This window comes from Calidifontimicrobium sp. SYSU G02091 (assembly GCF_022631395.1).
GTDB classification, from domain to species: domain Bacteria; phylum Pseudomonadota; class Gammaproteobacteria; order Burkholderiales; family Burkholderiaceae_C; genus Calidifontimicrobium; species Calidifontimicrobium sediminis.
Map to the genome: position 1 here is coordinate 176,301 of NZ_JALBGB010000003.1, position 26,586 is coordinate 202,886.

The following is a 26,586-nucleotide window of genomic DNA, read 5'->3' on the forward strand; positions in this document are numbered from 1 at the left end:
AACCGGCCGCACCGCCCCCGATGGCCAACGTCGATCCGTCCAGCCTGGCCGCGCAGGCCCGGCGCCTGTACACCGAGCAGCTGGTCAAGGGATTGCCCGGGCTGGTCAACGGCATCGTCGAGGCGGCTAACGTGCTGCGCGACAAGCCGGCCGAGTCGGCGGTCGCGTTCCGGCGGCGCGAGATGGCGCTCGAGCTGCACCGCGGTGCGGCCAGCTGGCACCAGGCGATGGTCGGCGCGCTGCGCAACGCGCTGCTGTACGGGGCCTCGGGCACGCGCGCGGCGAGCCTGCCGGCCGCTGGGCAGCGCGAGCCGCTGTCGCTCGTCGACGACGACACGATCGAGCGCGAGATCCTCGGCTCGCGGCTCGCGCTGGCGATGATGGACCGTGCGTCGTGGGAGTTCGCCGACGTGCGCGCGCGCATGGCCTCTCTCGAGGGGCGCGAGGAACTCGAGGCGCACGACATGCTGCGCGCGCACGTGCTCGCGCGCATCGTCGTCGACGCGTGGAGCCGCTGCGGCCTACAGCTGTCGAGCTGGCGCGAGCTGCAGTCGTCGCTGCACGAGGCCTTCGCCGATCTGGTCGAACTCGCCTATCACGAGGTCAACCGCGCGCTGGCCGCGCAGGGCGTGCTGCCCGAAGTCGACCTGCGGCCGATGATCCGGCGCCAGCAGGAGTCGGCCGCGACGACCGACACCGGCTACTCGTCGATCACCGGTGCGCACGGCGCGCCGGCAGGGGCGTTTGCCGGCGGCTGGGGCGGCGGTGGCGGCAGCGCCGGCAGGGGCCGCACCGGCGGATCTGGCGGGTCGGGCGGGCACACCGGGGGCAGCGCGTCGGGCGGCGGCATCGGCGACGAGACGCGGCTGATGACGCGCGCACCGGCGATGCACCAGGGTCCCGAGCAGGCGCAGGCCGTGCTGAGCCGGCTGACGCGCCTCGTCAGCCGCCACCTGCCGGGCTTCACGGCCACGCGACCGGTCGGTGCGGCGTCGCCGAACCTGCGGCAGGCGATGGCGGTGGCCGAGCAGAGCATCCGCGCCAAGCTCGAGGCGGCCACGGTGCAGGGGACGGCGGTGACGGCGCCGGCGCTGCTCGAGCCGCTGCAGCAGCACAAGCAGGCGCTGAAGAAGGCGGCGGCTACGCCGGTCGAGCGCGCGACGATCGAGATCGTCGCGCTGCTGTTCCAGAGCATCCTGACCGAGGAGCGGCTGCCGCCGTCGGTGCGGGTGTGGTTCGCGCGGCTGCAGATGCCGGTGCTGCGCGTGGCGGTCAGCGAACCGGACTTCTTCGCCACGATCGACCATCCGGCGCGCCGGCTGATCGACCGCATGGGCGCGTGCGTGATGGGCTTCGACAGCACGGTGCTCGCTGCCGGCGACGCGCTCGAGCAGGAGATCAAGCGCATCGTGCAGGTCGTCGAGGCCTACCCCGACACCGGCCGGCGCGTGTTCCAGACCGTGCTGATCGAGTTCGAGAAGTTCCTCGAGCGCTACTTCAAGGACACGCACGAGGCCAGCCGCAAGGGCGTGTCGCTCGCGCAGCAGGTCGAGCAGCGCGAGGAGAAAGCGATCCAGTACACGATCGAGCTGCGCCGGATGCTCGAGAACGTGCCGGTGCAGGAGGGCGTGCGCCAGTTCCTGTTCCAGGTCTGGGCCGACGTGCTCGCGATGACGGCGCTGAAGACCGGTGCCCACAGCGAACAGACGAAGACGATGAAGCGCGCCGCGGCCGACCTGATCTGGTCGGCCGGCGCCAAGGTCACGCGTGACGAGCGCGCCGAGGTGATCCGGCGGCTGCCGCCGTTGCTCAAGACGCTGCGTGACGGCATGGCGTTCGCGGGCTACACGCCGCAGCGCCAGGACGAGCGCATCGCTGAGCTGAACAACGCGCTCGCCGCAGCTTTCACCGCGAAGGCCGCGGCGATCCCGTCGGCGCGGCTGGACGAACTGAAGGAGCGGCTCGAAGGCCTGGAGGAGATGCTGCCCGAGGCGGCGAACCTGCAGATCGACGAGTCGCTCGTGCTCGACCTGTCGGGCTACGAGAGCAGCGAGCTCGAAGTCGTCACCGCCGGCGGCTCGATGCCGACCGCAGCGATGATGGCGTGGGCGCTCGAGCTGCAGGTCGGCAGCTGGTTCATGCTCGACTACCGCGGCCGCGTCGAGCCGGTGCAGCTGGCCTGGCGCGGCCTGCGCGGGCGGCTGTCGCTGTTCGTCTCGCAAAGCGGGCGCTGCGTGCTGTTCCAGCGCCAGCCGCTGGCCGCGTTCCTGCAGGCCGGGCTGCTGCAGCCGGCGCAGGACGAGTCGCTGACGGTGCGCGCGACGCGCACCGCGCTGGCCAAGCTCGACGTCGACCCGGCGCGGCTGCTGAGCTGATCTGCCCGCAGGGGCTTGCGGCGTTGTCCCGGTGGGCGGCCGATGCCCGCGCACCGGTCAGGTCGGCCGGGTAGTGTCTGCCGGCCGACGCGCGATGGCCCGCGGACGGCGCGTCAGTGAATCAGGCGCTCGTCGGCGTCGACGAGCAGCTCGTCGAGGATCAGCGCGTCGGGCTCCTCGCCGAGGCTCCAGAAGACCATCAGCACGATGATCTTCAGGTCTTCGAGGTCGAGCGGGCCGGAGCCGATCGCCGCGGCGCGGTCGATCACCATCTCGCGCATCGGCGGCGGCAGCACGCCGGCGGCCTCGAGGAAACTGATGAATCCGATCGCTTCGGCGCCGAGGCGTTCCTGCTCTGCCGGCGAGTAGACGCGCAGCGCGCGCTCACTTTGCTCGCCGGTGTACGACTCGGCGGCCTGCGCCAGCCCGTCGAGCCAAGTCAGCGCCTCCTGGATCTCGTCCGACTCGAAGCCGACGGCCGTCAGCTTGCGCGCGAGTTGGTCGTGGCTCGGGCACGCGTCGGGGCGCCAGTAGTTCTCGTAGAGATAGACCAGCACGTCGAACATCGGCCCACTATACCCGACGGGTCCTTGGAGTGCGCAGGCATTGTCGCGGCTGCGGCGCCGTCGCGGGAATTCGTCGCCCCGGCGGCACGCCGCGCCGGTGCGCGGGGCTCAGGCGCGTTCGCGCCGCTGATACATCCCGCCGGGCAGCCGCTGCACGTGCCCTTCCAGTTCGAGCTCGAGCAGGCGGGCCGCCAGGTCGGCCGCCGGCCAGCCGGTGCGGGCGGCCAGCGCGTCGAGCGTGGCCGGGTCGTGGCCGAGGGCGTCGAGCACGGGGTCGCGCGGCGCCGGCGCCGGCGTGGCGGCCGGTGCGCCGCGCGCGCTGCCGAACTCGCCGAGCACGTCGTCGGCCGTCTCGACGAGCTTGGCGCCCTGCTTGATCAGCGCGTGGCAGCCGCGCGACTGCGGCGAGTGGATCGAGCCCGGGATCGCGAACACCTCGCGCCCGGCCTCGGCGGCCAGCCGTGCCGTGATCAGCGAGCCCGATTCGAGCGCCGCTTCGACGACCAGGGTGCCGCGTGCGAGCCCGGCGATGAGGCGGTTGCGCTGCGGGAAGTGGCCCGCCAGCGGCGGCGTGCCGAGCGGGAACTCGCTGACCAGTGCGCCGTCGCGCGCGATGCGGTGCGCCAGTTCGCGGTGGCGTGCCGGGTAGACGCGATCGATGCCGGTGCCCATCACCGCGACCGTGTCGCCGCCGCCCTCGAGCGCGCCCTCGTGCGCTGCGCCGTCGATGCCCAGTGCGAGCCCCGAGACGACGGTCCAGCCGGCGCGGGCGAAGTGCGCGGCGAACGCGCGTGCGTTGTCGCGCCCTTGCGCCGTCGGGTTGCGGCTGCCGACGATGGCCAGTGCGTCGCGCGCGGCGAGCAGTTCGGCGCGGCCGTGCACGAACAGCAGCAGCGGCGGGTCGGCCGTGTGCAGCAGTGCGGGCGGGTACAGCGCGTCGCCGAGCGTGACGACGCGTCGCGTCCCGTCGCCGGCCAGCCATGCGGCGGTGGCGTCGCACTGCGCCTGCCACGACTCGGGCGGTGCGGCCAAGGCCTCGGCCAGCGAGGGCGGGACGACGGCACGGCGGGCGGTGGTCGAGGCGACGAACACCGCCTGCGGCGAGCCGAACGCGGCGAGCAGGCGCCGCGCCGCGTCGCGCCCGACGCCCGGGCTCAGCAGCAGGCGCAGCCAAGCGGCGAGCTCGTCGTCGACGCCGGCCATGCCCGCGCGGCCGTCCTCAGGGCTGCGTGAAGCGGTCGCCGGGGCGCACCGGGTCGAGCACGTTCAGGATCAGCGCGTACGAGACGCGGTCGAACACGCGGAACACGAACAGCAGGCCGTGGCGCTCGTCGGGCAGCTTGATCAGCGGGCGTTGCGGGTCGGTGCGGTCGGGCACGCGCGTGCCGTCGCGCCACAGCGCGAGCACGTGGCCGCGCTCGAGGCCGTCGGCGCGCCCGCGGTTGAGCGCGACGATCTGGTTCTGGCCGGCGGTCAGCGCGTCGCCGTAGATCGAGACGATGCGCCCGTCGATCGGGCGGGCCGGCGAATGCGGCGCATAGCTCGCGAAGTCGCGCTCGGCCACCGGCGCCAGGCGGTCGCCGATGCCCACCTCCTGCCGCACGCTGGTGACGCGGAACGTGGCCGGCACGATCTCGTCCTTGCCGTCGGCGCGCGCCTGCACGCGGCCCGGGCGCACGTACTCCGCGGTGCCGACGAAGCGCGCCTCATAGCCCAGCACTTCGCGCGTCTGCGGGTCGACGAGCGGGCGCGCCTCGCGAAAGACGCGCCAGTCGCGCAAGTCGGCGATGTCGCCGCGCACGTAGGCCGTGTCGCCGCGCGACATCATCACGCGGCCTTCCTGCGCCGCGACGACGCGCGGCGCGCTGGCGAGCTCGTCGCCGTTGAACACGACGGCCTCGTTGAGGAACGGTGCGATCAGGTGCAGCGGGATCGATGCGATGGCGCCGTCGCCGAGCGGCTCCGAGCGCACGCGCGGCGACAGCTTTTCGACGCCGCCGTCACCGACCGGCTGCGCGACGGTCAGCCGCGCGCGCCCGTTGGCCTTCTCGAGCACCAGGATCTGCCCGGGGTAGATCAGGTGCGGGTTGCGGATCTGCTCGAGGTTCATGCCCCACAGTTCCGGCCAGCGCCACGGGCTCGTGAGGAACAGCTTCGAGATGTCCCACAGCGTGTCGCCGCGCTTGACGGTGTAGCTGTCGGGCGCGTTCGGCGCGAGTTCCGACAGCGGCACGCCGGCCTGCGCAACCTGCTCGGCGGTCGCCCGCCACTGCGGCAGCACCGGGAAGTTCGTCGCGAGGGCCGGGACGGCCCATCCGGCCAGGCAAAGGCCGGTGACGGTCAGCGCAGTGCGGCGGCGCGCGCTCACGCGTGCAGGCGGGCGGTGCATCATGAACAGACTCTCCACGGGGGGTCCCAACGTGTTGTGCGGCGCCGGCGGCGCACGCCGTCGCGTGTCGCGAGGTTATCCAAGCATGCACCGCCCGGCGCGGACCCGATCGGCGAAAATGCTCATGATTTCCCGAAGATTCTGCCCCTAACGTCTTGATACGGCAACGAAGCAACGGCCCACTCGCGCGGTGTCGCGAGCAGGCCGTGCGGGGTACCTCGCCATGGCCCGACTGACGATCCTGCGCTATCCCGACCCGCGGCTGCACAAGGTGGCCCGGCCCGTGGAGGCCGTCGACGCGCGCATCCGCCAGCTCGTCGACGACATGCTCGAGACGATGTACGCCAACGACGGCGTCGGGCTCGCGGCCACCCAGGTCGACGTGCACGAGCGCGTGATCGTGATGGACACCTCGCCGACGCACGACCAGCCACGCGTGCTGATCAACCCCGAGATCGTCTGGCGCAGCGACGAGACGGCCACCGCCGAGGAGGGCTGCCTGTCGGTGCCGACGATCTTCGACCGCGTCGAGCGACCCGCGCGCGTGCGCGTGCGCGCGCTCGACCGCGACGGCCAGCCGTACGAGCTCGACGCCGACGGGCTGACGGCGGTGTGCGTGCAGCACGAGATGGACCACCTGCTCGGCAAGGTGTTCGTCGAGTACCTGAGCCCGTTCAAGCGCGAGCGCATCCGCAGCAAGATGATCAAGCGCGCGCGCGACGAGCAGCGCGTCTGAACCCGCGCGTGGCCCACCGCCGTGCCTGAGGCGTCCTGGATGCGCGTCGCCTTCGCCGGCACGCCCGAGTTCGCCCGCGTCGCGCTGGCCGCCATCACCGCGGCGGGCCACGCGGTGCCGCTGGTGCTCACGCAGCCTGACCGGCCGGCCGGTCGCGGGCTGAAGCTGCAGGCCTCGCCGGTCAAGCAGCTCGCGCAGGCGCTGGGCGTGGCGGTTGCGCAGCCGCGCAGCCTGCGGCTCGACGGCCGCTTCGCCGACGACGCCGCCGCGGCGCGCACCGCGCTCGAGGCCGCCGCGCCCGACGTGCTCGTCGTCGCCGCGTACGGGCTGATCCTGCCGCGCTGGGTGCTCGAGCTGCCGCGTGTGGGCTGCCTGAACATCCACGCGTCGCTGCTGCCGCGCTGGCGCGGCGCGGCGCCGATCCAGCGCGCGATCGAAGCCGGCGACGCGGTGACCGGCGTCACGATCATGAAGATGGACGAGGGCCTGGACACCGGCGCGATGTGCCTGGCCGAGGCGGTGCCGATCGGCGCCGACGACACGACGGCGACGCTGCACGAGCGGCTGGCTGCGCTCGGTGCGCGCCTCGTCGTCGAGGCGCTGCGCCGCGCAGCGGCGGGCGCGCTCGCATGCACGCCGCAGCCGGCCGACGGCGTGACCTACGCCCACAAGATCGACAAGGCCGAGGCGCGCATCGACTGGACGGCCGACGCCGCCGTGATCGAGCGCCGCGCGCGCGCGTTCGACCCGGCGCCGGGATTGCACTTCGACGCCGGCGGCGAAGCCGTCAAGCTGTGGCGCGCCGCGGTGCGCGGCGACGCGCCCGCGGCGCCGCCAGGCACCGTGCTCGCCGCCGGCGGCGGGCGGCTGACGGTGGCCTGCGGGCGCGGCGCGCTCGACCTGCTGGAGCTGCAGCGCCCGGGCGGGCGCCGTGTCGGCGCGGCGGCATTCCTGCAGTCGCACCCGCTCGCGGTCGGTGCCATGCTCGGCCCGGGGCGCTGAGCGCCGCACGTCGTCGCTCGCGACTCAAGTCGCAGCGCACGGCGGCCGATATGCCGCTCGTGTCCGCGTCGATCCGCCTGCCCCTCGCCCCGCTGCTGCTCGCCGCGACGTCGCTGCTGGCCGGCTGCGACCTCGGTGCGCTGGGCATCGACACGCCCGCGAAGGTGGCCGAGCGGCGCGATGCCGAGGGACGCGCGATCGGCGCCGCCTGCCGTCATGCGGGGCGCGCGATCGAGGACTGCTACGCGCTGAATCGCCGCGCCGACAAGGCCGCCATCTTCGCCGGCTGGCGCGAGATGAACGACTACATGCGCGAGAACCAGATCGAGGCCGTCGCGCCTCAGCTCACGGCACCGGGTACGGCCGCCGGTGACGGCGCCGAGCGCGCCGAACGCGGCAAGCGCGAGCCGTCTTGACCGCCCCGCGGCGCGGCACCGCGGCTGCCCCGGCAGCGTCATGCGCTGCCACCGACAATGCGGGCGATGAGCACGAGTACCGTTGCCTTGCCGGCGCCGACCTGGCGCCACCCCGAGTTCCGCCGCGGCGCGCGCGAGATGACCGGCATCGCGCTGGGCATCGCCGCGTGGGGGCTGGTCACCGGCGTCGCGATGGTCAAGAGCGGGCTGGGCGTGCCGCTGTCGGTGCTGATGTCGCTCGTCGTCTACGCCGGCAGCGCGCAGCTCGCGTCGTTGCCGCTGATCGCGTCGGGCGCGCCGATCTGGGTCGTGTGGACCACCGCGCTGTGCGTCAACCTGCGCTTCGTGATCTTCAGCGCGCAGTGGCGGCCGTACTTCGCGCACCTGCCGCTGTCGATGCGGCTGCGCGTGGGCTACTTCACCGCCGACCTGAACTACGTGCTGTTCATGCGCCGCTTCCCCGAGCCCAGGCCGGCGCCGGAGCAGCTGCCGTACTTCTGGGGCGGCGTCGCGACGAACTGGACGTCGTGGCAGTCGGCGTCGCTGGCCGGCATCTTCCTCGCCGACTTCGTGCCGACGCACTGGGGACTCGGCTTCGCCGGCGTCATCGCGCTGCTGGGTGTGAGCTACTCGCTGCTCCACGACCGCGCGAGCTGGGTCGCCGCCGGCGTCGCGTCGTGCGCCGCCGTTGCGGCGTACGCGCTGCCGCTGCGGCTGAACATCGTCGTCGCGATCGCCGCGGCGGTCGCGATCGCGCTGCTGATCGATCACGCCCCCGGGCGCCGCGGGGTGCGGCGATGAGCGCTCCCGCACGGCCGTTGCAAAGCGAGCGCGTTCCTCCCGCGCGGAGGGGGTTCCGCCATGACCGGAGGAGAGCGCTGGCATGAACGGGTGGGAGGTGGCGCTGACGATCGTCGGGCTCGGCGTGATCACCGTCGTCACGCGCGCGTTCTTCTTCCTGCCGCGGCGCGAGGTGCCGATGCCGGGCTGGCTGCGCGAGGGCCTGCGCTACGCGCCGCTCGCGGCGCTGGCGGCGGTCGTCGCGCCCGAGGTCGTGATGACGCAGGGCCGGCTGATCGACACCTGGCGCGACGCGCGGCTGTTCGCCGTCGCCGCCGCGACGGCGTACTACTTCTGGCGGCGCGACATCCTCGGCACCATCGTCAGCGGCACCGTGGTGATGCTCGTGCTGCGACTCGGCCTGGGCTGGTAGCGAGCGACCACAATCGCGGTTCCGGCGCAGCGATGGCCTTCATACAATGAGGGGTATCGGCGCCGCCCGCCCTGCACACCCCCCACGGAGACCCGCCCATGAACGTCCTACGTTTCGCCGATCTCGTCGCGCAAGGCCAGGTGGCCGGCAAGCGCGTGTTCATCCGCGCCGACCTCAACGTGCCGCAGGACGACAGCGGCCGCATCACCGAAGACACGCGCATCCGCGCGTCGGTGCCGTGCATCGAGATGGCGCTGAAGGCCGGCGCCGCGGTGATGGTCACGAGCCACCTCGGCCGCCCGACCGAGGGCGTGTTCAAGCCCGAGGACTCGCTGGCGCCGGTGGCCAAGCGCCTGGGCGAACTGCTCGGCCGCGACGTGCCGCTGGTCGCGAACTGGGTCGACGGCGTCGACGTCAAGCCCGGCCAGGTCGTGCTGCTCGAGAACTGCCGCCTCAACAAGGGCGAGAAGAAGAACGACGAGACGCTGGCGCGCAAGATGGCCGCGCTGTGCGACATCTTCGTGCACGACGCGTTCGGCACCGCGCACCGTGCCGAGGCGAGCACCTACGGCATCGCGCAGTTCGCGCCGGTGGCCTGCGCCGGGCCGCTGCTGGCCGCCGAGATCGACGCCATCACGAAGGCGCTCGCGCAGCCCAAGCGTCCGCTGCTGGCGATCGTGGCCGGCAGCAAGGTCAGCACCAAGCTGACGATCCTGCAAAGCCTCGCGAAGAACGTCGACGGCCTGATCGTCGGCGGCGGCATCGCCAACACGTTCATGCTCGCCGCCGGATTGCCGATCGGCAAGAGCCTGGCCGAGCCCGACCTCGTCGGCGACGCGAAGGCGGTGATCGACGCGATGGCTGCGCGCGGCGCCGAGGTGCCGATTCCCGTCGACGTCGTCGTCGCGAAGGAGTTCAAGGCCGACGCGCCGGCCACCGTGAAGGCGGCGGGCGACGTCGCCGCCGACGACATGATCCTCGACATCGGCCCGAAGACCGCCGCGATGCTCGCCGACAAGCTCAAGGCCGCCGGCACCATCGTCTGGAACGGGCCGGTCGGCGTGTTCGAGTTCGACGCCTTCGCCAAGGGCACCGAGACGGTCGCGCGCGCGATCGCCGCGAGTCCCGCGTTCAGCATCGCGGGCGGCGGCGACACGCTCGCGGCGATCGCGAAGTACGGCATCGAGAAGGACATCGGCTACATCTCGACGGGCGGCGGCGCCTTCCTCGAGGTGCTCGAGGGCAAGACGCTGCCGGCGTTCGAGATCCTCGCCAAGCGCGCGGCCGGTTGATTCAGTGTTGACGCCGGCGGCGCAATCGCCGCCGGCGCACCGCGCTACGCTGCGGGTCGTCGAACGACGCACGAGGAGACGACCCATGCCCCCTTCGAAGACGGCCGACCTGTCGCCGGCCGAACAGGCGCTGCGCGACGCCGCGCTCGAGTACCACCGCGCGCCCACCCGCGGCAAGGTCGCCGTCACGCCGACCAAGCCGCTGTCGAACCAGCGCGACCTGTCGCTCGCGTACTCGCCGGGCGTGGCCTACGCGTGCCTGGCGATCGCCGACGACCCGGCGGCCGCGGCCGACTACACCTCGCGCGCGAACCTGGTCGGCGTCGTCACCAACGGCACCGCGGTGCTGGGCCTCGGCGACATCGGGCCGCTGGCGGGCAAGCCGGTGATGGAAGGCAAGGGCTGCCTGTTCAAGAAGTTCGCCGGCATCGACGTCTTCGACATCGAACTGGCCGAGAAGGACCCCGACAAACTCGTCGACATCATCGCCGCGCTCGAGCCGACGCTGGGCGGCGTGAACCTCGAGGACATCAAGGCGCCCGAGTGCTTCTACATCGAGAAGAAGCTGCGCGAGCGCATGAAGATCCCGGTGTTCCACGACGACCAGCACGGCACCGCGATCATCTCCAGCGCCGCGCTGCTCAACGGGCTGGAGCTGACCGGCAAGAGCATCGGCGCGATCAAGGTCGCGGTCTCCGGCGCCGGCGCGGCGGCGATCGCGTGCCTGGACACGATGGTCGCGCTCGGCGTCAAGCGCGAGCACGTCTTCGTCGTCGACAGCAAGGGTGTGATCCAGTCGGAGCGCGACGACGTGAAGGCCGGCCGCCTCGACGAGAGCAAGCAGCGCTACTGCCAGGTCACCGCCGCGCGCACGCTGGCCGACGTCGTGCGCGACGCCGACGTGTTCCTCGGCTGCTCGACGGCCGGGGTGCTGACGCCCGAGATGGTCGCGACGATGGCGCCGAAGCCGATCATCCTCGCGCTCGCGAACCCCGAGCCCGAGATCCGGCCCGAGCTCGCGAAGCAGGCGCGCCCCGACTGCATCGTCGCCACCGGGCGCAGCGACTACCCGAACCAGGTCAACAACGTCCTGTGCTTCCCGTACATCTTCCGCGGCGCGCTCGACTGCGGCGCGACGAAGATCACCGAGGCGATGAAGCTGGCCTGCGTGCGCGAGATCGCCGCACTGGCCAAGGCCGAGACGAGCGACGAGGTCGCCGCCGCGTACGCCGGGCAGGACCTGAGCTTCGGGCCGGACTACCTGATCCCGAAGCCGTTCGACTCGCGGCTGATCCTGCGCATCGCGCCGGCGGTCGCGCAGGCGGCGGTCGAGTCGGGGGTCGCCACGCGGCCGATCGCCGACCTCGACGCGTACCGCCAGTCGCTCACCCGCTTCGTCTACCAGACCGGCATGGTGATGCGCCCGGTCTTCGCCGCCGCGAAGGCGCAGCGCGCCAAGGGCACGGCGCGCGTCGTCTACGCCGACGGCGAGGACGAGCGCGTGCTGCGCGCGGTGCAGGTCGTGTGCGACGAGGGCCTTGCACAGCCGATCCTCGTCGGCCGGCGCGCGGTGGTGGCGATGCGTCTCGAGCGCGCGGGCCTGCGGCTGAAGCCCGGCGTCGACTTCGAGCTGACCGACCCCGAGGACGACCCGCGCTACCGCGAGTACTGGGAGCTGTACCACGCGCTGATGAAGCGCGACGGCGTCACGCCCGACGTCGCGAAGGCCGCGGTGCGGCGCTCGAACACGCTGATCAGCGCGCTGATGCTGCGCCGCGGCGAGGCCGACGCGATGCTCACCGGGCTCGTCGGGCGCTTCGATGCGCACCTCGAGCACGTGCGCGACGTCATCGGCCTGCAGCCGCAGGCGCGCACGTTCGCGACGATGAACGCGCTGCTGCTCGAGGGGCGCACGCTGTTCATCGCCGACACCTTCGTCAACGACGAGCCCGACGCCGAGCAGCTCGCCGAGATCGCGCGCATGGCCGCCGACGAGGTGCGCCGCTTCGGCCTGCCGCCGAAGGTGGCGTTCGTGTCGCACTCGTGTTTCGGCTCGTCCAAGCGCGCATCGGCGCGGCGCATGCGCGCCGCGGCCGAGCGCTTCAAGGCGCTCGCGCCCGACGTCGAGTGCGACGGCGAGATGCACGGCGACGCCGCGCTCGATGCGGCGATCCGCCGCCGCTTCATCGCCGACTCGTCGCTCGGCGGCGAGGCCAACCTGCTCGTGTTGCCCAACCTCGACGCGGCCAACATCCTGTTCAACGTGCTGAAGACCACCGGCGGCCAGGGTGTGACGATCGGGCCGATCCTGCTCGGTGCGGCGCGGCCGGCGCACATCCTGACGCCGTCGGCGACGATGCGCCGCGTCGTCAACATGACGGCGCTCGTCGTCGCCGACGTGGCCGGCGCGCGCTGAAGCCGGCGCGTCACCCCCCCTCGCGATAATCGCTGCGCTTCCTGGAGCCCTTGCATGCCCCGTCAGACCAAGATCGTCGCCACCATCGGACCGGCGACGTCGTCGCCCGAGATGCTCGAGCGGCTGATCCGTGCCGGCGTCGACGTCGTGCGGCTGAACTTCTCGCACGGCAGCGCGGCCGACCACGTCGAGCGCGCGCACGCGGTGCGCGAAGCGGCGCAGCGCGTGGGCAAGGAGGTCGCGATCATGGCCGACCTGCAGGGCCCGAAGATCCGCGTCGGCAAGTTCGAGGGCGGGCAGACCGTGCTCGAGCCGGGGCAGCCCTTCGTGCTCGATGCCGGCTACACGGGGCTGGGCAACCACGAGCGCGTGGGCCTCGACTACAAGGAGCTGCCGCGCGACGTGCGCCCCGGCGACACGCTGCTGCTCAACGACGGCCTGCTCGTGCTCGACGTCACCGCGGTGCGCGGCGAGCAAGTGCACACCGTCGTCAAGGTCGGCGGGGTGCTCGCCAACAACAAGGGCATCAACAAGCAGGGCGGCGGCCTGACCGCGCCGGCGCTGACCTCGAAGGACATGGACGACATCAAGACCGCGATGTCGTTCCAGTGCGAGTACCTTGCGGTGAGCTTCCCGAAGAGCGCCACCGACATGGAGATGGCGCGCCAGCTCGCCAACGTCGCCGGCGAGCCGTGGCGCCACAAGCCGGGACTGATCGCCAAGATCGAGCGCAGCGAGGCGATCCCGCAGCTCGAGGCGATCCTGAAGGCCAGCGACGGCATCATGGTTGCGCGCGGCGACCTCGCCGTCGAGGTCGGCAACGCCGCGGTGCCGGCGCTGCAAAAGCGCATGATCAAGCTCGCGCGCGCGCACGACCGCGTCGTCATCACCGCGACACAGATGATGGAGAGCATGATCGTCAACCCGGTGCCCACGCGCGCCGAGGTCAGCGACGTCGCCAACGCGGTGCACGACGGGACGGATGCCGTGATGCTCAGCGCCGAGACCGCCACCGGCAAGTACCCGGTCGAGACCGTCGAGACGATGGCCTCGATCTGCGAGGCCGCCGAGCGCGCCGAGGAGTACCGGCTCGTCGAGGCCGACTTCGCTGCGCGCCGCTACGGGCGCATCGACCAGAGCATCGCGATGGGGGCCCTGTTCACCGCGTACCAGCTCGGCTGCAAGGCGATCGTCGCGCTGACCGAGAGCGGCTCGACGGCGCTGTGGATGAGCCGCCACCGCATCGACGTGCCGATCTACGGCGTCACGACGCAGCGCGCGACGCTGCGTCGCATGGCGCTGTACCGCAACGTGCGCCCGATCCTGATGGCGGTGCACACCGACCGCGACGAGGCGCTGCGCGACGCCGAGGCGCTGCTCGTCGAGCGCGGCGTGCTCAAGCCCGGCGACACCTATGCGATCACCTGCGGCGAGCCGATGGGCTACCCCGGCGGCACCAACATGCTCAAGGTCTGCCGCGTCGGCTGACGCGGCACGGCAGCCGGTGACGGCGCGAATGCCGCCGCGCCGCCCGCGCGTTGGCCCCGGGGCGGCGGTGCGGGCGGCGATGCGATGATCCCTCCAGGGGCATCGTCTCTCGCGTGGCGTCCGATGGCGACGGCCGGCGCGGCCGCGACGAGCGCCACCGTGCCCTGGAGCCTGCGTTGACCGCTGCCGAGTCGTCCCGCCGCCTGTCGCTCGCCGACTTCGCGTCGTCGCCGCTGCCCGTCGTCGAGGTGGACCTCGACGCGGGCCGCCTCGTCGGAGCGAACGCCGTCGCCGCGTCGCACTACGGCGTCGCGGCCGACGCACTGCAGGGGCGGCCGCTCGACAAGCTCTCGCCCCCTGACGCCCCGCGTGCGGCCGCGTTCGCCGAGCGTGCGCTCGCTGCGGCCGGTGCCTTCGGCTGGCGCCAGCGGCGGGCAGACGGCACCGCGTGGGACGCCGAGTTCTGCGTGATCCGGCTCGACGCCGGCCCGCCGCGGCGAGCGCTGTGTGCGCTGCACGCCGTCGAGCCCGAGCGCGAGGCTTCGCAGCGCCGGCGCATCGAGCGCCAGCTCGAGCTGACGCAGTTCGCGATCGACCACAGCCCCGACGCGGCGTTCTGGATCGATGGCCAGGGCCGCGTCGCGCGCTGCAACGAACAGGCCTGCCGCAGCCTCGGGCTGCGCGCCGAGGAGCTCGTCGGGCGCGAGGTCTGGAGCTTCGACCCCGACTTCACGCCGGCGCAGTGGGCGCCGCTGCTGCAGCGCCTGCAGCGCGAAGGCGCCGTCGTCTTCGAAACGCGCCACCGCCGCGCCGACGGCAGCGTGTTTCCGGTCGAGATCACCGCCAGCCACATCCCGGTCGATGGGCAGTCCTTACGGCTTCTGCTTCGCGCGCGACATCAGCGAGCGCAAGCGCGTCGAGGGCGCGCTGCGCGAGGCCAACGAGGCGCTCGAGCAGCGCGTGCGCGAACGCACCGCCGAGCTCGAGCGGCAAAGCCGGCGCACCGAGCTGATCCTCGCGAACACGAACGACGGCTTCTTCGCTGTCGACCCGGCGGGGCGCCTGCGCGACGCCAACGCCGCGTTCGCGCGGCTGCTCGGTTACACGCGCGACGAGCTGCTGCAACTGTCGATTCCCGACATCGAGGTCGACGAGAGCCCCGACGACGTCGCCGCGCACATCGAGCGCGTACGCCGCGAGGGCTTCGACCGCTTCGACACCCGCCACCGGCGCAAGGACGGCAGCGTCGTGCCGGTCGAGGTCAGCGTCAGCGAGGTGCTGCTCGCCGGCGAGCCGCTGCTGTTCGCGTTCGTGCGCGACATCACGCAGCGACAGGCCGCGCACCGCCAGCTGCAGGCGGCCAAGGAGGAGGCCGAACGCGCGAACCTCGCCAAGAGCGAGTTCCTGTCGCGCATGAGCCACGAGCTGCGCACGCCGCTGAACGCGATCCTCGGCTTCGGTCAGCTGCTCGGCCTGAGCGCGACCGCCGAGCAGGCGGCGCACGTGCGCGAGATCGTCGCCGCGGGGCGCCACCTGCTGACGCTGATCGACGAGGTGCTCGACCTCGCGCGTGTCGAGTCGGGCCAGCTGAGCGTGAGCCCCGACGCGGTGGCGCTGCTGCCGCTGCTGCACGAGTGCCTGAAGCTCGTGCGCCCGCAGGCCGACGCGCGTGGCGTGCAGCTGCTGCAGCCGCCCGGCACGTGCCACGTGCACGTGCGCGCCGACCGCACGCGGCTCAAGCAGGTGCTGCTGAACCTGCTGTCGAATGCGGTCAAGTACAACCGGCCGCTCGGCTCGGTCAGCGTCGCGTGCGTCGCCGAGCCCGGGCACGTGAGCATCCGCGTCAGCGACACCGGCGCCGGGCTGACCGCCGAGCAGTGCGCGCGCCTGTTCGTGCCGTTCGAGCGCCTCGACGCCGAGGCGCGCCAGATCCAGGGCACCGGCATCGGGCTGGCGCTGACCAAGCGCCTCGTCGAGCTGATGGGCGGCACCGTCGGTGTCGAGAGCACGCGCGGTGTCGGCAGCACGTTCTGGGTGCGGCTCGCGCTGGCGGCGCCACCGGCCAGCGATGCGCCGGCCGAGTCGCCGCCGCCGGTGCCGACCGCGGCCGACGGCGTCGTGCCGCGCGAGGTGCTGTGCATCGAGGACAACCCGGCCAACCTGCGTCTGATCGAGGGCATCTTCGCGACGCGCCGCGACATCCGGCTGCTGACGGCGATCGCCCCCGGCCTCGGGCTCGAGCTCGCGCGCGTGCACCGCCCGGCGCTGATCCTGCTCGACATCGGCTTGCCCGACATGGACGGCTTCGCGGTGCTCGAGTGCCTGCGCCGCAGCGAGGCCACGCGCGGCATCCCCGTCGTCGCGGTGTCGGCCAACGCGATGCCGCGCGACGTCGAGCGCGCGAAGGCGGCCGGCTTCGACGCCTACCTGACCAAGCCGCTCGACATCGCGCAGCTGCTGCGCGTCGTCGACGAGATGCTGGGGCGCGCCGCACGCTGAGCGGCGTCGCGGTGCCCGCCGACGCGGGCGTTCAGCGCGTCTGCGCGAGCCACGCGCGCACCTCGGCGACGTGCTCGCCGACGGCGGCCAGCGCCTCGCGCAGGCGCGTCTCGGTGCAGCCGAACTCGCGGCACCAGTACGCCAGTTCGACGGGGTCCATCGGGTGGATGCGGCCCGGGTCCAGCGGCTCGAAGGAGGCTTGGTCGGTGTCCATCGCGGCGTCTCCTGTCGGCACGGGCATCGTAGGCCGCCGGCGCACACCGTTGCGCACGGCGGCGCGATGCAGTCTTGCGCGAGGTCAAGACGCGGCCGTGGCCGTTGCCTAGACTGCTTGCATCGCAGCGCCCACGCCGTGCCCACGGGCCGCTGCAGTGCAGGAGCCGAATCATGTTCAAACGCATCCTGGTGCCGGTCGACGGCAGCGACCTGTCGAGCCGCGCGATGGACGCCAGCCTCGCGCTGGCCAAGCCGCTGGGGGCCGTCGTCGTCGGCTTCGTCGCCGAGCCGACGCCGCCGCTGCCGGCGGTGGGCCGCGCGCCGGCCATCGTCGAGCACGAGACCGAGCTGCACGACCGGCGCACCGAGGCGCACGCCAAGCAGGTGCTCGCGCGCTTCGAGGAGCGCGCGCGCGCCGCCGGCGTCGCGTTCGAAGGGCATTACGAGCAGGCGCCGCTGGTCGACCAGGCCATCGTCGACGCGGCACAGGCGCGCGGCTGCGACCTGATCGTGATGGTCACGCACGGGCGCGGCGCGTTCGGCGAGTTCCTGTTCGGCTCGCACACCAAGGCGGTGCTCGCGCGCTCGACGCTGCCGCTGCTCGTGCTGCACTGACGGCAGCCGGCGATGGCGCGCTGGCTCGCGATGGAGTGCGTGGCGCCGGGGCGGCCGCTGCAGGCCGTCTGGCGCGACGCGCTGCCGCGCCCCGGGCCGGGCCAGGTGCGCATCCGCGTGGCCGCCTGCGGCGTGTGCCGCACCGACCTGCACCTCGTCGACGGCGACCTCGCGCACCCGGGGCGCCCCGTCGTGCCGGGGCACGAGGTCGTCGGCGGCGTCGCCGAGCTCGGCGAGGGCGTCAGCGGTCTGGCCGTCGGCGACCGCGTCGGCGTGCCGTGGCTCGGCTGGACCTGCGGCAGCTGCGAGCACTGCCGCGCCGGGCGCGAGAACCTGTGCCCGCACGCCAAGTTCACCGGCTGGCAGCTCGACGGTGGCTATGCAGGGCAGGTCGTCGCCGACGCGCGCTACGTGTTCCGGCTGCCCGCACGCTATTGCGACGACGAGGCCGCGCCGCTGCTGTGCGCCGGGCTGATCGGCTACCGCGCCTACGCGATGGCCGGCGACGCGCCGCGGCTGGGCCTCTACGGCTTCGGCGCCGCGGCGCACCTGATCGCGCAGGTGGCCGTCGCGCAGCAGCGCGAGGTCTACGCGTTCACGCGCCCCGGCGACACGGCCGCGCAGCAGCTCGCGCGCGACCTGGGCGCCGTGTGGGCCGGGTCGTCCGACGACGCGCTGCCGACGCTGCTCGACGCGGCGATCCTGTTTGCGCCGGTCGGCGCGCTGGTGCCGGTGGCGCTGCGCGCGGTACGCGCGGGCGGCACGGTGGTGTGCGCCGGCATCCACATGAGCGACATCCCGTCGTTCCCGTACGCGATCCTGTGGGGCGAGCGGCGGCTCGTGTCGGTGGCCAACCTGACACGCGCCGACGGCGACGCGTTCATGAAGCTCGCCGACGAGATCGCGCTGCGCGTGCACACCGTGCCGTACGCGCTCGAAGACGCGAACCGCGCGCTCGACGACCTGCGCGCCGGGCGTTTCGCCGGCGCGGCGGTGCTGCACCCGCCGCCGGTCTGAGCGGCGGTACGGCGGCGCTCACGGGCCGCGACCGACGAGCCGCCAGGCGACTGCCGCGATCGCCATCCACACCAGGGTGCGCAACGCCATCGCGCCGACGGTGCGCACCTCGTAGGCGCCCCCGCCGAGCGCGTGTACGCCGAAGGCGGCGAACACGCCGACCGTCGCGGCAGCGATCACGACGGCCAGCGTCACCGACCAGCGGCGACGCCTCCAGAGGCCGATGCCGGCGACGACGTAAGCGAGGCCGGCCGTGGTGTTGAACCACAACACGAACGGCACGACCGCACCGGCGGCTGCGCGCGCGGCATCGCCGCCGAGCAGCACGCGGGTCCCCGAGACGATCGTCGCGAGGCCGAAGACGACGGCGAGCGTCGCGGCGACCTTGAGGACGGCATGGGCGCGCGTGGTCTTCATGCTGGTGTCGCCTTCGAAGGGCCGCCCCCCGTGGGCCGGGACGGTCGGGCACGGCCGTGCCACGCGGCCAGTGCCATCGTCAGCCCGAACCACGCGATGGCTGCCGCATGACCGACCCCGGCTGCGGCGCGCCAGCCGGTCGTGCCGCCGACACCGAGTTCGACTGCCAGCCGCGCGACGAGACTTGCGCCCATCAGCGCCAGCGGCCACCGCGCCCAGGCCGTGTAGCGCGGTCGCAGGCCGGCGAGCGCCGGCAGGATGATCGGCGCGTGACCGAACACCATCGCGAACACGAAGCCCAGCAGCAGCACGTGCAGCGCCGCACCGTCGACACGCCCCTGTGACAACCCGGAGATTGCGGCGATGGCGAGCCACGCGTAGCCGGCGACGAGGTGCCACGCCGTGTGCCCGGCCCAGCCGGCGGCACGCCACTGGCGCGGCGCGAGGTCGAAGCGCAGCAACCACACCGCCAACAGCGCGCACGCGCTCCACCACACCGCGGCGGCCGCGCGCGGCAGCCCGGCCAGCGCCAGCGCGAACGCCAACGGCACGCCGGCAACGACGACGACGAACGTGCGGCTCGCCCACCGCGGCAGCCGCAGCATCTGCGTCAGCTCGCGCCGCTCACCGGCGATCGTCAGCAGCAGGAAGCCGCACCAGCCGATCAGCGCGGCGTCGCGCAGCCCGGCGGCCCACGCCAGCGTGCCGGCGAGCCACGCCAGCGCGCCGCCAAGCTCGACGCCCAGGTGCAGCGACCAGGCGCGCGCGTGCCCGGCGTGCGCATACAGCCCCGCGAGGCCCGCAGCTGCCAGTCCCCAGGCCGCAAGGGCAAGCAGCGGCGGTGCACCGAGCGACGCCGCCAGTGCCCCGGCACCGGCCAGCACCGGCACCGCGACGCCGCGCTGGAGCGCGACGGCGCGTTCCAGCGACACCAGCGTCCCGAACAGCCCGCAGATCATCAGTGCGCCATGCCAACCCGCCGCGGCGACGCCGGCGGGGCCCGACGACGGTGCGGCCAGCGCGCCGATGCGCACGAGCCCTCCGGCGAGGCCGGCCACGAGGCTGGTCACGGCCAGCAGCGCCGCGCTCGCGACCGCCAGCGTCCCCCCACGGGGTGTGGCCGGATTCACCAGCCGAAGCGCGCCTTCAGCGCCGGGCTCAGCCGCTCGGGGTCCCATGTCTGCTGCCAGTCCATCACCACTGCGATGTCGAGCCCGCGACCGACGCACAGGCGGCGCAGCGCGGTCTCGACGTCTTCGAGTAGCACGTCGGCCAGCGGGCACGTGGCGCTGGTCGGGATCAGCGTCACGCGCAAGACGCCGGTATCGACGCTCACCGACGCCACCAGCCCGAGATCGACGACGCTCTCGCCGATCTCGGGGTCGCGCACGTCGCGCAGCGCTGCGCGCACCGCGGCCGCGTCGAGCGGCGGCAGGTCGGCGTCGGGCGGTTCGTTCGGGGGCATCGGACGCGCTTGGGGAGGGTGTGTCCATTGCAGCCTGCGCGTACGGTCCGTTCCTTGAACCGGTTCAAGGAATTTCCCAACTGAATCCGTAGGCTATCGCCATCGTCCCGACCCCATCGAGGAGTCCCGTCATGGCCCGAGGCTTCACCAGCCAGATGGCGCGCAACATCTTCTACGGAGGCAGCGCGTTCTTCATCCTGCTGTTCGCCGTCTTGATCTTCGACACCGAGAGCCGCATCCCGCAGCGCTCGAACGCCGCCGAGCTGACGCCGGCGGTGGTGCGCGGCAAGCACGTGTGGGAGACGCGCAACTGCATCGGCTGCCACACGCTGCTCGGCGAAGGCGCCTACTTCGCGCCCGAACTCGGCAACGTCTACGTGCGCCGCGGCGGCGACGCCGGCGCCCGCGAGTTCATCAAGGGCTGGATGCAGGCGCAGCCCAGCGGCACGCCGGGTCGCCGGCAGATGCCGCAGTTCCACCTCAGCGAGCAGCAGCTCGACGACCTCGTCGAGTTCCTGAAGTGGACCAGCCGCATCAACACCGAGAACTGGCCGCCGAACGTCGAAGGCTGAACGCCGATCGCTTCCACCAGGAGTTGCCATGCAAGCTGCCACCCTGAAGTACAAGTCCCAGGCGGTCGCCAAGCCGTACTTCGTCGCCGCCATCGGCCTGTTCGTCGGCCAGATCGTGTTCGGCCTGACGCTGGGCATCCAGTACGTCGTCGGCGACCTGTTCTTCCCGGCGATCCCGTTCAACATCGCGCGCATGGTGCACACGAACCTGCTCATCGTGTGGCTGCTGTTCGGCTTCATGGGCGCGGCTTACTACCTCGTGCCCGAGGAGAGCGAGACCGAGCTGCACAGTCCGCTGCTCGCGAAGCTGATGTTCTGGGTCTTTCTCGTCGCCGGAGCGGCGACCGTGCTGGGCTACCTGCTGGTGCCGTACGCGACGCTCGCCGCGGCCACGGGCAACGACTGGCTCGCCACGATGGGGCGCGAGTTCCTCGAACAGCCGTTGCCGACCAAGCTCGGCATCGTCGTCGTCGCGCTGGTGTTCCTGTTCAACATTAGCATGACCGTGCTCAAGGGGCGCAAGACGGCGATAAGCCTCGTGCTGCTCGCCGGGCTGTGGGGCCTGGCGCTGATGTTCCTGTTCGCCTTCGTCAACCCGGGCAACCTGGTGCGCGACAAGATGTACTGGTGGTTCGTCGTCCACCTGTGGGTCGAGGGCACGTGGGAGCTGATCCTCGGCGCGCTGCTGGCCTACGTGCTGATCAAGACCACCGGCGTCGACCGCGAGGTGATCGACAAGTGGCTCTACCTGATCGTCACGATGGCGCTCGTCACCGGCATCCTCGGCACCGGCCACCACTTCTACTTCATCGGCCTGCCGGGCTACTGGCACTGGGTGGGCAGCGTGTTCAGCGCGCTCGAGCCGATCCCGTTCTTCATGATGACGCTGTTCGCCTTCAACATGGTGCAGCGTCGCCGCCGCGAGCACCCGAACCAGGCCGCCGTGCTGTGGGCCGTGGGCACCGCGGTGATGGGCTTCCTCGGCGCCGGGCTGTGGGGCTTCATCCACACGCTCAGCCCCGTCAACTACTACACCCACGGCAGCCAGATCACCGCGGCGCACGGCCACCTCGCGTTCTACGGCGCCTACGTGCTCGTCGTCATCGCGGTGATCAGCTACGCGATGCCGGTGCTGCGTGGTCGCGAGGCCAACCCGCGGCGCGCGCAGGCGTGGGAGATGTGGAGCTTCTGGATCATGACGATCGGCATGGCGGTGATGGTGCTCGCGCTCACCGCCGCGGGCGTGCTGCAGGTGTGGCTGCAGCGCCTGCCCACCGAAGGCGCGATGCCGTTCATGGCCACCCAGGACCAGCTCGCGTTCTTCTACTGGACGCGCGTGGCCGGCGGCACGATGTTCCTGCTCGGTTTGCTGGTGTACCTGGCGAGCTTCTTCGTCGGCCCCGCGGCCGACGAGGACGACGCGGCGGTGCCGGTCGGCGGCCGGCTGCAGAACGCGTGAGGAGCGGGCGATGGAGATGGCCAGCGCCCGCCGCCTCGCCGCGGTGCCGTTCTACGCCGCCCAGGGCGGCGAGTGCACCCTGTTCGAGCACGCGTTCGAGCGCCGTCTGCCGCTGCTGATCAAGGGGCCGACCGGTTGCGGCAAGACGCGGTTCGTCGAGCACATGGCGGCGCGGCTCGGGCGCCCGCTCGTCACCGTCAGCTGCCACGACGACCTCAGTGCGGCCGACCTCGTCGGCCGCCACCTGATCGCCGGCGGCGACACGGTGTGGAGCGACGGTCCGCTGACGCGCGCCGTGCGCGAAGGGGCGATCTGCTACCTCGACGAGGTCGTCGAGGCGCGCAAGGACACCACCGTCGTGCTGCACCCGTTGGCCGACGACCGCCGCGTGCTGCCGCTCGAGCGTACCGGCGAGACGATTCCCGCCGCGCCCGGCTTCATGCTCGTGATCTCGTACAACCCCGGCTACCAGAACCTGCTCAAGGGGCTGAAGCCGAGCACGCGCCAGCGCTTCGTCGCGCTCGCGCTCGGCTACCCGCCGGCGGCGATCGAGCGCAGCATCGTCGAGGCCGAAGGCGGCGTCGACGCCGCGACCGCGCAGCGCCTGGTGCAGCTCGCGCAGGCGCTGCGGCGGCTCACCGACCACGATCTCGAGGAGACGGCGAGCACGCGGCTGCTCGTGATGGCGGCGCGGCTGGCCGCCTCGGGCCTGCCGCTGCGCGCCGCCTGCCGCGCAGCGATCGTCGACGCGCTGACCGACGACGCCGACACCGTCGCCGCGCTCGACGACGTCGTGCGCGCCGTGGTCGGCGATGACGACTGACGCCGTCGCGATGGCCGCAGCGCCGAGCGACCGCGGCGCCGCGGCGAGCACGCGCCTGCAGCGGCGCCGGCGCGTCTTCCAGCTCGGCTTCTTCGCGCTCTTCCTGCTGGCACCGTCGCTCGACCTGCTGCGCTTCGACCTCACCGAGACGCAGCTGTGGTTCCTCGGCCTGCGCTGGTCGCTGGGCATCGACGCGTTCCTGCGAGGCGACGCCACGGCCACGGAGGCGGCGATCGCCATCGTGCTGCGCGGCATCGTGCCGGCGGTCGCGTTCGTCGCCGCGTTCATGACGGTGGCGTGGCGCTACGGACGCCTGTACTGCGGCTGGCTGTGCCCGCACTTCTCGCTCGTCGAGGGGCTGAACGACCTGCTGCACCGTGCCAGCGGCCGCTTCAGCGTCTGGGAGCGCCCGACGCCGCACGGCGCGCGCGTACCCGACAGGCGCTGGTGGCCGGTGTTCGTGCTGTCGTGCGTCTTCTTCGGCTTCCTGTGGGCGGTCACGCTGCTCACCTACCTGCTGCCGCCGGCCACGGTGTGGGGCAACCTCGTGCACGGCACGCTCACGGTCAACCAGGCGCGCTTCATCGGCGTCGCCGGCACGGTGTTCACGCTCGAGATGCTGTTCGCGCGCCACCTGTTCTGCCGCTTCGGCTGCGCGGTGGGCCTGTTCCAGAGCGTCGCGTGGATGGCCAACCCGCGCGGCATGGTTGTCGCGTTCGACCGTGCCCGCGCGCGCGACTGCCGCACCTGCGCCACCGTCGCCGCGCCGGGCGGGTCGGCGTGCGACCAGGTCTGCCCGATGCGGCTGACCCCGCGCCAGATCAAGCGGCTGATGTTCTCGTGCGTGCAGTGCGGGCAGTGCCTCGGCGAGTGCGCGACCTCGCAGTCGGCGCAGGGGCGCGAGCCGCTGCTGCAGTGGACGATCGGGCTCGACGCCGTGAAGGAGACGCTGCGCCAGCGCCGTGACCAGGCGGCGGGGCGCTGATGGAAGAGCACGTCGGCCTGTGGTGGCACCGCTGGATCACGCGTGCCGCCGACCGCCGCCACCCCGACGCCGCGGTGACGCTCGAGGAGACGACGCGCGCCGTCGCGCTGCTGCTGCGCGCGGCCGGCGGCGATGCCGCGCTGCGCGTCGCCCCGGCCGGGATCGCGCAGGCGGGCGGGCCGCGCGGCTGGCTGCAGCGCGTGGCCGGCGGCGGCAAGCGCACCGAGCGGGCACAGCTCGACGCGCAGGCACTGGCGCTGCCGTCGACGCTCGCCGTGTTCGCCGAGCGCGAGCTCAACCGCGACCTCTACCTGTGGCTCGCCGCGCTCGCCGCGGTGTACGAGCCGACCGGCGACTGGATCGCCGACCACCGCGCTGCGACGGCGCGCGTGCTGCAGCGACTGCCCGGGCTGCGCGCACGCCACGCGCGGCTCGTCGAGGCGCACCTCGCGCAGCGCCCGCAGCCGGCGTCGTTGCGCGGCGTCGCGGCCGTGCACGAGACCGCCGTCCAGGCCGCGTTGCGCGGCGCCGACCACGCCGAGGTCGCCGTGCGGCCCCAGGACGTCGCGCCGCTGCCGCTGTGGCTCGAGCCCGTGTTCACCGCCGATGCCGTGGCCGTGGACGACGTGCGGCACGACGAAGGCCGTGGCGAGCGCCGTGACGCCTCGCCGGCCAGTGCGACGCGCCGCCGCGCCGAACGCGTCGCGCACGCGCCGAGCCGCCACGCCATCGTGCTGCCGTCGCGCAGCGAGTCGCTGCTCTCGTGGGCCGAGTTCGTGCGCGTCGACCGCGCCACCGACGACGAGCCCGACCCGCACGCGCTCGCCGCCGCCGACGACATGGAGCGCCTGACGGTGACGCCCGGCGGCCAGACCGCCGCGTCGCGCGTGAAGTTCGACCTCGACCTGCCGAGCGCGAGCGCCGACGACCGCCCGCTCGGTCCCGGGCGCAGGCTGCCCGAGTGGGACTGGCGCGTGCGCAGGCTCCAGCCCGACCACTGCGCCGTGAAGACGCTCGTCGCCACCGCGGCGCCGGGCTATCGGCCCCCGGCGGCGCTGCGCGCAACCGCGCGGCGCATGCGCCGCCGCTTCGAGGTGCTGCGCGCCGCGCCGCAGTGGCAGCGCGGCTGCACGAGCGGCGACGCGATCGACCTCGATGCCTGGGTGCGCCACCGCATCGCCGCGGGGACCATCGCCGCGAGCGCCGCACCGGCGGTGTACCGCCAGCGCACCCGCGGCGCCCGCAGCCTCGCGACGCTGCTGCTGGCCGATCTGTCGCTGTCGACCGACGCCTATGCCGACTCCAGCGCTCGCATCGTCGACGTGATCCGTGAGGCCCTCTACGTGTTCGGCGAGGCACTTGCCGCCACCGGCGACGCGTTCGAGATGCTCGGCTTCAGCTCGGTGCGGCGGCAGAACGTGCGCCTCCAGCACCTGAAGGGTTTCGACGAGCCTTGGAGCGCCGCGGTGCGATCGCGCGTCGGCGCGATCCGCCCCGGCTACTACACGCGCATGGGCGCCGCGTTGCGCGAGGCGACGCTGCGGCTGGCCGCGCGCTGCGAGCGGCAGCGCCTGCTGCTCGTGCTGACCGACGGCAAGCCGAACGACCTCGACGTCTACGAAGGCCGCTACGGTCTCGAAGACACGCGCCACGCCGTGCAGGCCGCGCGCGACGCGGGATTGACGCCGTTCTGCGTGACGATCGACGAGCGTGCGCACGACTACCTGCCGCACCTGTTCGGCACCCGTGGCTTCGCGCTGGTGCGCCGTCCGCGCGATCTGCCGACCCGGCTGGCGCGTGTCTACGCAACGCTGACGCGCTGACGTTGCTGCCTGCGACTTGACGGGCGTCAATCGGCCGGGCCGTTCCCGGCCGACAATCGCGCTGCCGGGCACGGTGCCCGACGAGAGACCGATGGACGCGCGTGTGTTCGACACTCCCCGCTACCTCGGTACGCTGCCGCTGTTCGCCGCGCTCGACGCCGACGAGCGCAAGCGCATCGCCCACGGCTGCAGCGTGCACAAGTACGGCCGCGGCGACGCGGTGTTCCGCGTCGGCGAGCCGTGCGACGGCTTCCACGTCGTGGTCTACGGCCAGGTCAAGCTGTTCGCGCTCGCGCCCACCGGGCAGGAGAAGGTGATCGAGATCGTCGGCCCCGGCCACAGCTTCGCCGAGGCGCTCGTGTTCACCGACCGCCCTTACGTCGTCAACGCGCAGGCGCTCGCCGACACGATGCTGCTGACGGTGGCCAAGGACGCGGTGCGGCGCGAGATCGAGCGCGACCCCAGGCTCGCGATGCGCATGCTCGCCGGCCTGTCGATGCGGCTGCACGGGCTGATCAACGACGTGCAGGCCTACGCGCTGCACAGCGGGGTGCAGCGCGTGATCGGCTACCTGCTGCGCGACCGCCACGCCGCCGACGGCGACGAGGTCGTCACCGTGTCGCTGCCGGTGAGCAAGGCGACGATCGCCTCGCGGCTGTCGCTGACCCCCGAGTACTTCTCGCGCGTGCTGCACGAGCTCGAAGCCGCCGGGCTGATCGAGGTCGACAAGCGCGACATCCGCATCCTCGACGCGCAGCGGCTCGCCGGCTACCAGGCGCGCTGACGACGCGACGCCGCCGGC

At 72.9% G+C, this 26,586-nt stretch carries 25 protein-coding genes and 1 pseudogene; 19 read left to right on the forward strand and 7 right to left on the reverse strand.

Going from position 1 to position 26,586, the window contains the following annotated elements; translation table 11 throughout:
* Positions 1 to 20 precede the first annotated feature (20 nt).
* Entirely contained in the window at positions 21 to 2,375 is a 2,355-nt protein-coding gene (locus tag MOJ79_RS03595; protein WP_241922889.1) for a DUF1631 family protein, read from the forward strand.
* Between the two features lie 113 nt (positions 2,376 to 2,488).
* Here MOJ79_RS03595 and MOJ79_RS03600 read toward each other — a convergent pair whose 3' ends face one another.
* The 3 genes from MOJ79_RS03600 to MOJ79_RS03610 all read right to left on the reverse strand — a co-directional run bounded on the left by MOJ79_RS03600 (position 2,489) and on the right by MOJ79_RS03610 (position 5,330).
* Positions 2,489 to 2,941 (reverse strand): DUF494 family protein, encoded by a 453-nt coding sequence (locus MOJ79_RS03600; protein ID WP_119354410.1) that lies wholly within the window; start codon positions 2,939 to 2,941, stop codon positions 2,489 to 2,491.
* Positions 2,942 to 3,049: 108 nt separating this feature from the next.
* Positions 3,050 to 4,144, reverse strand: coding sequence for a DNA-processing protein DprA (gene dprA / locus MOJ79_RS03605; protein ID WP_241922890.1), 1,095 nt, complete (start codon positions 4,142 to 4,144; stop codon positions 3,050 to 3,052).
* A 16-nt stretch (positions 4,145 to 4,160) separates the two neighbouring features.
* Positions 4,161 to 5,330 carry a LysM peptidoglycan-binding domain-containing protein gene (locus MOJ79_RS03610; RefSeq protein ID WP_442863094.1) on the reverse strand — a complete coding sequence of 390 codons (1,170 nt, stop codon included), beginning with the start codon at positions 5,328 to 5,330 and terminating at the stop codon, positions 4,161 to 4,163.
* A gap of 223 nt (positions 5,331 to 5,553) precedes the next feature.
* Here MOJ79_RS03610 and def point away from each other — a divergent pair, with 223 nt between their 5' ends.
* The 10 genes and pseudogenes from def to MOJ79_RS03660 all read left to right on the forward strand — a co-directional run bounded on the left by def (position 5,554) and on the right by MOJ79_RS03660 (position 16,392).
* Positions 5,554 to 6,066, forward strand: a complete 513-nt coding sequence (def, locus tag MOJ79_RS03615; RefSeq protein ID WP_241922892.1) for a peptide deformylase — start codon at positions 5,554 to 5,556, stop codon at positions 6,064 to 6,066.
* A gap of 39 nt (positions 6,067 to 6,105) precedes the next feature.
* Positions 6,106 to 7,068, forward strand: coding sequence for a methionyl-tRNA formyltransferase (fmt, locus tag MOJ79_RS03620; protein ID WP_241922893.1), 963 nt, complete (start codon positions 6,106 to 6,108; stop codon positions 7,066 to 7,068).
* Positions 7,069 to 7,118: 50 nt separating this feature from the next.
* Positions 7,119 to 7,484 (forward strand): hypothetical protein, encoded by a 366-nt coding sequence (locus MOJ79_RS03625; protein ID WP_210756985.1) that lies wholly within the window; start codon positions 7,119 to 7,121, stop codon positions 7,482 to 7,484.
* A 66-nt stretch (positions 7,485 to 7,550) separates the two neighbouring features.
* On the forward strand, positions 7,551 to 8,285 hold the full coding sequence (locus MOJ79_RS03630) for an AzlC family ABC transporter permease (RefSeq protein ID WP_241922894.1): 735 nt from the start codon (positions 7,551 to 7,553) through the stop codon (positions 8,283 to 8,285).
* Between the two features lie 82 nt (positions 8,286 to 8,367).
* Complete coding sequence (locus tag MOJ79_RS03635) at positions 8,368 to 8,697, forward strand: AzlD domain-containing protein (RefSeq protein ID WP_241922895.1); 330 nt, start codon at positions 8,368 to 8,370, stop codon at positions 8,695 to 8,697.
* A 98-nt stretch (positions 8,698 to 8,795) separates the two neighbouring features.
* Positions 8,796 to 9,989: a phosphoglycerate kinase gene (locus MOJ79_RS03640; protein WP_241922896.1), complete on the forward strand. Its 1,194-nt coding sequence runs from the start codon at positions 8,796 to 8,798 to the stop codon at positions 9,987 to 9,989.
* An 85-nt stretch (positions 9,990 to 10,074) separates the two neighbouring features.
* Positions 10,075 to 12,405, forward strand: a complete 2,331-nt coding sequence (locus MOJ79_RS03645) for an NADP-dependent malic enzyme (protein ID WP_241922897.1) — start codon at positions 10,075 to 10,077, stop codon at positions 12,403 to 12,405.
* 54 nt (positions 12,406 to 12,459) lie between these two features.
* On the forward strand, positions 12,460 to 13,893 hold the full coding sequence (gene pyk, locus MOJ79_RS03650; RefSeq protein WP_241922898.1) for a pyruvate kinase: 1,434 nt from the start codon (positions 12,460 to 12,462) through the stop codon (positions 13,891 to 13,893).
* 467 nt (positions 13,894 to 14,360) lie between these two features.
* Positions 14,361 to 14,729 (forward strand): annotated as a pseudogene (locus tag MOJ79_RS19150) (PAS domain S-box protein); the annotation flags it as partial.
* Between the two features lie 25 nt (positions 14,730 to 14,754).
* Positions 14,755 to 16,392, forward strand: a complete 1,638-nt coding sequence (locus MOJ79_RS03660; protein ID WP_241922900.1) for an ATP-binding response regulator — start codon at positions 14,755 to 14,757, stop codon at positions 16,390 to 16,392.
* A 31-nt stretch (positions 16,393 to 16,423) separates the two neighbouring features.
* Here the strand turns inward: MOJ79_RS03660 and MOJ79_RS03665 are convergent, their stop codons facing one another.
* Positions 16,424 to 16,606, reverse strand: coding sequence for a DUF3606 domain-containing protein (locus tag MOJ79_RS03665; RefSeq protein WP_241922901.1), 183 nt, complete (start codon positions 16,604 to 16,606; stop codon positions 16,424 to 16,426).
* Between the two features lie 173 nt (positions 16,607 to 16,779).
* On the opposite strand from MOJ79_RS03665, the gene MOJ79_RS03670 reads away from it, so the two are divergent.
* Entirely contained in the window at positions 16,780 to 17,223 is a 444-nt protein-coding gene (locus MOJ79_RS03670) for a universal stress protein (protein ID WP_119289048.1), read from the forward strand.
* A gap of 30 nt (positions 17,224 to 17,253) precedes the next feature.
* Complete coding sequence (locus MOJ79_RS03675) at positions 17,254 to 18,240, forward strand: zinc-dependent alcohol dehydrogenase family protein (protein ID WP_241922931.1); 987 nt, start codon at positions 17,254 to 17,256, stop codon at positions 18,238 to 18,240.
* A gap of 18 nt (positions 18,241 to 18,258) precedes the next feature.
* On the opposite strand, the gene MOJ79_RS03680 is transcribed toward MOJ79_RS03675, so the two are convergent.
* The 3 genes from MOJ79_RS03680 to MOJ79_RS03690 are packed head-to-tail and all read right to left on the reverse strand — an operon-like array spanning position 18,259 to position 20,122.
* Positions 18,259 to 18,657: a hypothetical protein gene (locus MOJ79_RS03680; protein ID WP_241922902.1), complete on the reverse strand. Its 399-nt coding sequence runs from the start codon at positions 18,655 to 18,657 to the stop codon at positions 18,259 to 18,261.
* Positions 18,654 to 19,787 (reverse strand): hypothetical protein, encoded by a 1,134-nt coding sequence (locus MOJ79_RS03685; RefSeq protein WP_241922903.1) that lies wholly within the window; start codon positions 19,785 to 19,787, stop codon positions 18,654 to 18,656. Before MOJ79_RS03685 ends, MOJ79_RS03680 begins: the two co-directional genes overlap by 4 nt.
* The gene (locus MOJ79_RS03690) at positions 19,784 to 20,122 is read right to left on the reverse strand and encodes a metal-sulfur cluster assembly factor (protein ID WP_241922904.1); all 339 of its coding nucleotides are present in this window, start codon (positions 20,120 to 20,122) and stop codon (positions 19,784 to 19,786) included. Before MOJ79_RS03690 ends, MOJ79_RS03685 begins: the two co-directional genes overlap by 4 nt.
* Before the next feature lie 131 nt (positions 20,123 to 20,253).
* Here MOJ79_RS03690 and MOJ79_RS03695 point away from each other — a divergent pair, with 131 nt between their 5' ends.
* From MOJ79_RS03695 to MOJ79_RS03720, 6 genes are all read left to right on the forward strand, one after another.
* Positions 20,254 to 20,694, forward strand: coding sequence for a c-type cytochrome (locus MOJ79_RS03695; RefSeq protein ID WP_241922905.1), 441 nt, complete (start codon positions 20,254 to 20,256; stop codon positions 20,692 to 20,694).
* Between the two features lie 28 nt (positions 20,695 to 20,722).
* A complete protein-coding gene (locus MOJ79_RS03700; RefSeq protein WP_241922906.1) occupies positions 20,723 to 22,153 on the forward strand; it encodes a cbb3-type cytochrome c oxidase subunit I in 1,431 nt (476 codons plus the stop codon).
* Positions 22,154 to 22,163: 10 nt separating this feature from the next.
* Positions 22,164 to 22,976, forward strand: a complete 813-nt coding sequence (locus MOJ79_RS03705) for a CbbQ/NirQ/NorQ/GpvN family protein (RefSeq protein ID WP_241922907.1) — start codon at positions 22,164 to 22,166, stop codon at positions 22,974 to 22,976.
* Complete coding sequence (locus MOJ79_RS03710; RefSeq protein ID WP_241922908.1) at positions 22,966 to 23,961, forward strand: 4Fe-4S binding protein; 996 nt, start codon at positions 22,966 to 22,968, stop codon at positions 23,959 to 23,961. Before MOJ79_RS03705 ends, MOJ79_RS03710 begins: the two co-directional genes overlap by 11 nt.
* A complete protein-coding gene (locus MOJ79_RS03715; RefSeq protein ID WP_241922909.1) occupies positions 23,961 to 25,784 on the forward strand; it encodes a nitric oxide reductase activation protein NorD in 1,824 nt (607 codons plus the stop codon). Before MOJ79_RS03710 ends, MOJ79_RS03715 begins: the two co-directional genes overlap by 1 nt.
* A gap of 91 nt (positions 25,785 to 25,875) precedes the next feature.
* Positions 25,876 to 26,568, forward strand: coding sequence for a Crp/Fnr family transcriptional regulator (locus MOJ79_RS03720; RefSeq protein ID WP_241922910.1), 693 nt, complete (start codon positions 25,876 to 25,878; stop codon positions 26,566 to 26,568).
* Positions 26,569 to 26,586 lie beyond the last annotated feature (18 nt).

What these genes read in the sequence shown, in the direction of transcription:
- MOJ79_RS03625 (WP_210756985.1), top strand. Translation starts at nt 7,119, where the DNA reads ATGCCGCTCGTGTCCGCGTCGATCCGCCTGCCCCTCGCCCCGCTGCTG.
- MOJ79_RS03600 (WP_119354410.1), bottom strand. Translation starts at nt 2,941, where the DNA reads ATGTTCGACGTGCTGGTCTATCTCTACGAGAACTACTGGCGCCCCGAC.
- MOJ79_RS03710 (WP_241922908.1), top strand. Translation starts at nt 22,966, where the DNA reads ATGACGACTGACGCCGTCGCGATGGCCGCAGCGCCGAGCGACCGCGGC.
- MOJ79_RS03630 (WP_241922894.1), top strand. Translation starts at nt 7,551, where the DNA reads ATGAGCACGAGTACCGTTGCCTTGCCGGCGCCGACCTGGCGCCACCCC.
- MOJ79_RS03635 (WP_241922895.1), top strand. Translation starts at nt 8,368, where the DNA reads ATGAACGGGTGGGAGGTGGCGCTGACGATCGTCGGGCTCGGCGTGATC.
- MOJ79_RS03690 (WP_241922904.1), bottom strand. Translation starts at nt 20,122, where the DNA reads ATGCCCCCGAACGAACCGCCCGACGCCGACCTGCCGCCGCTCGACGCG.
- MOJ79_RS03695 (WP_241922905.1), top strand. Translation starts at nt 20,254, where the DNA reads ATGGCCCGAGGCTTCACCAGCCAGATGGCGCGCAACATCTTCTACGGA.
- MOJ79_RS03660 (WP_241922900.1), top strand. Translation starts at nt 14,755, where the DNA reads ATGGGCAGTCCTTACGGCTTCTGCTTCGCGCGCGACATCAGCGAGCGC.
- pyk (WP_241922898.1), top strand. Translation starts at nt 12,460, where the DNA reads ATGCCCCGTCAGACCAAGATCGTCGCCACCATCGGACCGGCGACGTCG.
- MOJ79_RS03705 (WP_241922907.1), top strand. Translation starts at nt 22,164, where the DNA reads ATGGAGATGGCCAGCGCCCGCCGCCTCGCCGCGGTGCCGTTCTACGCC.
- MOJ79_RS03720 (WP_241922910.1), top strand. Translation starts at nt 25,876, where the DNA reads ATGGACGCGCGTGTGTTCGACACTCCCCGCTACCTCGGTACGCTGCCG.
- def (WP_241922892.1), top strand. Translation starts at nt 5,554, where the DNA reads ATGGCCCGACTGACGATCCTGCGCTATCCCGACCCGCGGCTGCACAAG.
- fmt (WP_241922893.1), top strand. Translation starts at nt 6,106, where the DNA reads ATGCGCGTCGCCTTCGCCGGCACGCCCGAGTTCGCCCGCGTCGCGCTG.
- MOJ79_RS03645 (WP_241922897.1), top strand. Translation starts at nt 10,075, where the DNA reads ATGCCCCCTTCGAAGACGGCCGACCTGTCGCCGGCCGAACAGGCGCTG.
- MOJ79_RS03640 (WP_241922896.1), top strand. Translation starts at nt 8,796, where the DNA reads ATGAACGTCCTACGTTTCGCCGATCTCGTCGCGCAAGGCCAGGTGGCC.
- MOJ79_RS03675 (WP_241922931.1), top strand. Translation starts at nt 17,254, where the DNA reads ATGGAGTGCGTGGCGCCGGGGCGGCCGCTGCAGGCCGTCTGGCGCGAC.
- MOJ79_RS03610 (WP_442863094.1), bottom strand. Translation starts at nt 5,330, where the DNA reads ATGCACCGCCCGCCTGCACGCGTGAGCGCGCGCCGCCGCACTGCGCTG.
- MOJ79_RS03595 (WP_241922889.1), top strand. Translation starts at nt 21, where the DNA reads ATGGCCAACGTCGATCCGTCCAGCCTGGCCGCGCAGGCCCGGCGCCTG.
- MOJ79_RS03665 (WP_241922901.1), bottom strand. Translation starts at nt 16,606, where the DNA reads ATGGACACCGACCAAGCCTCCTTCGAGCCGCTGGACCCGGGCCGCATC.
- MOJ79_RS03715 (WP_241922909.1), top strand. Translation starts at nt 23,961, where the DNA reads ATGGAAGAGCACGTCGGCCTGTGGTGGCACCGCTGGATCACGCGTGCC.
- MOJ79_RS03700 (WP_241922906.1), top strand. Translation starts at nt 20,723, where the DNA reads ATGCAAGCTGCCACCCTGAAGTACAAGTCCCAGGCGGTCGCCAAGCCG.
- dprA (WP_241922890.1), bottom strand. Translation starts at nt 4,144, where the DNA reads ATGGCCGGCGTCGACGACGAGCTCGCCGCTTGGCTGCGCCTGCTGCTG.
- MOJ79_RS03670 (WP_119289048.1), top strand. Translation starts at nt 16,780, where the DNA reads ATGTTCAAACGCATCCTGGTGCCGGTCGACGGCAGCGACCTGTCGAGC.
- MOJ79_RS03680 (WP_241922902.1), bottom strand. Translation starts at nt 18,657, where the DNA reads ATGAAGACCACGCGCGCCCATGCCGTCCTCAAGGTCGCCGCGACGCTC.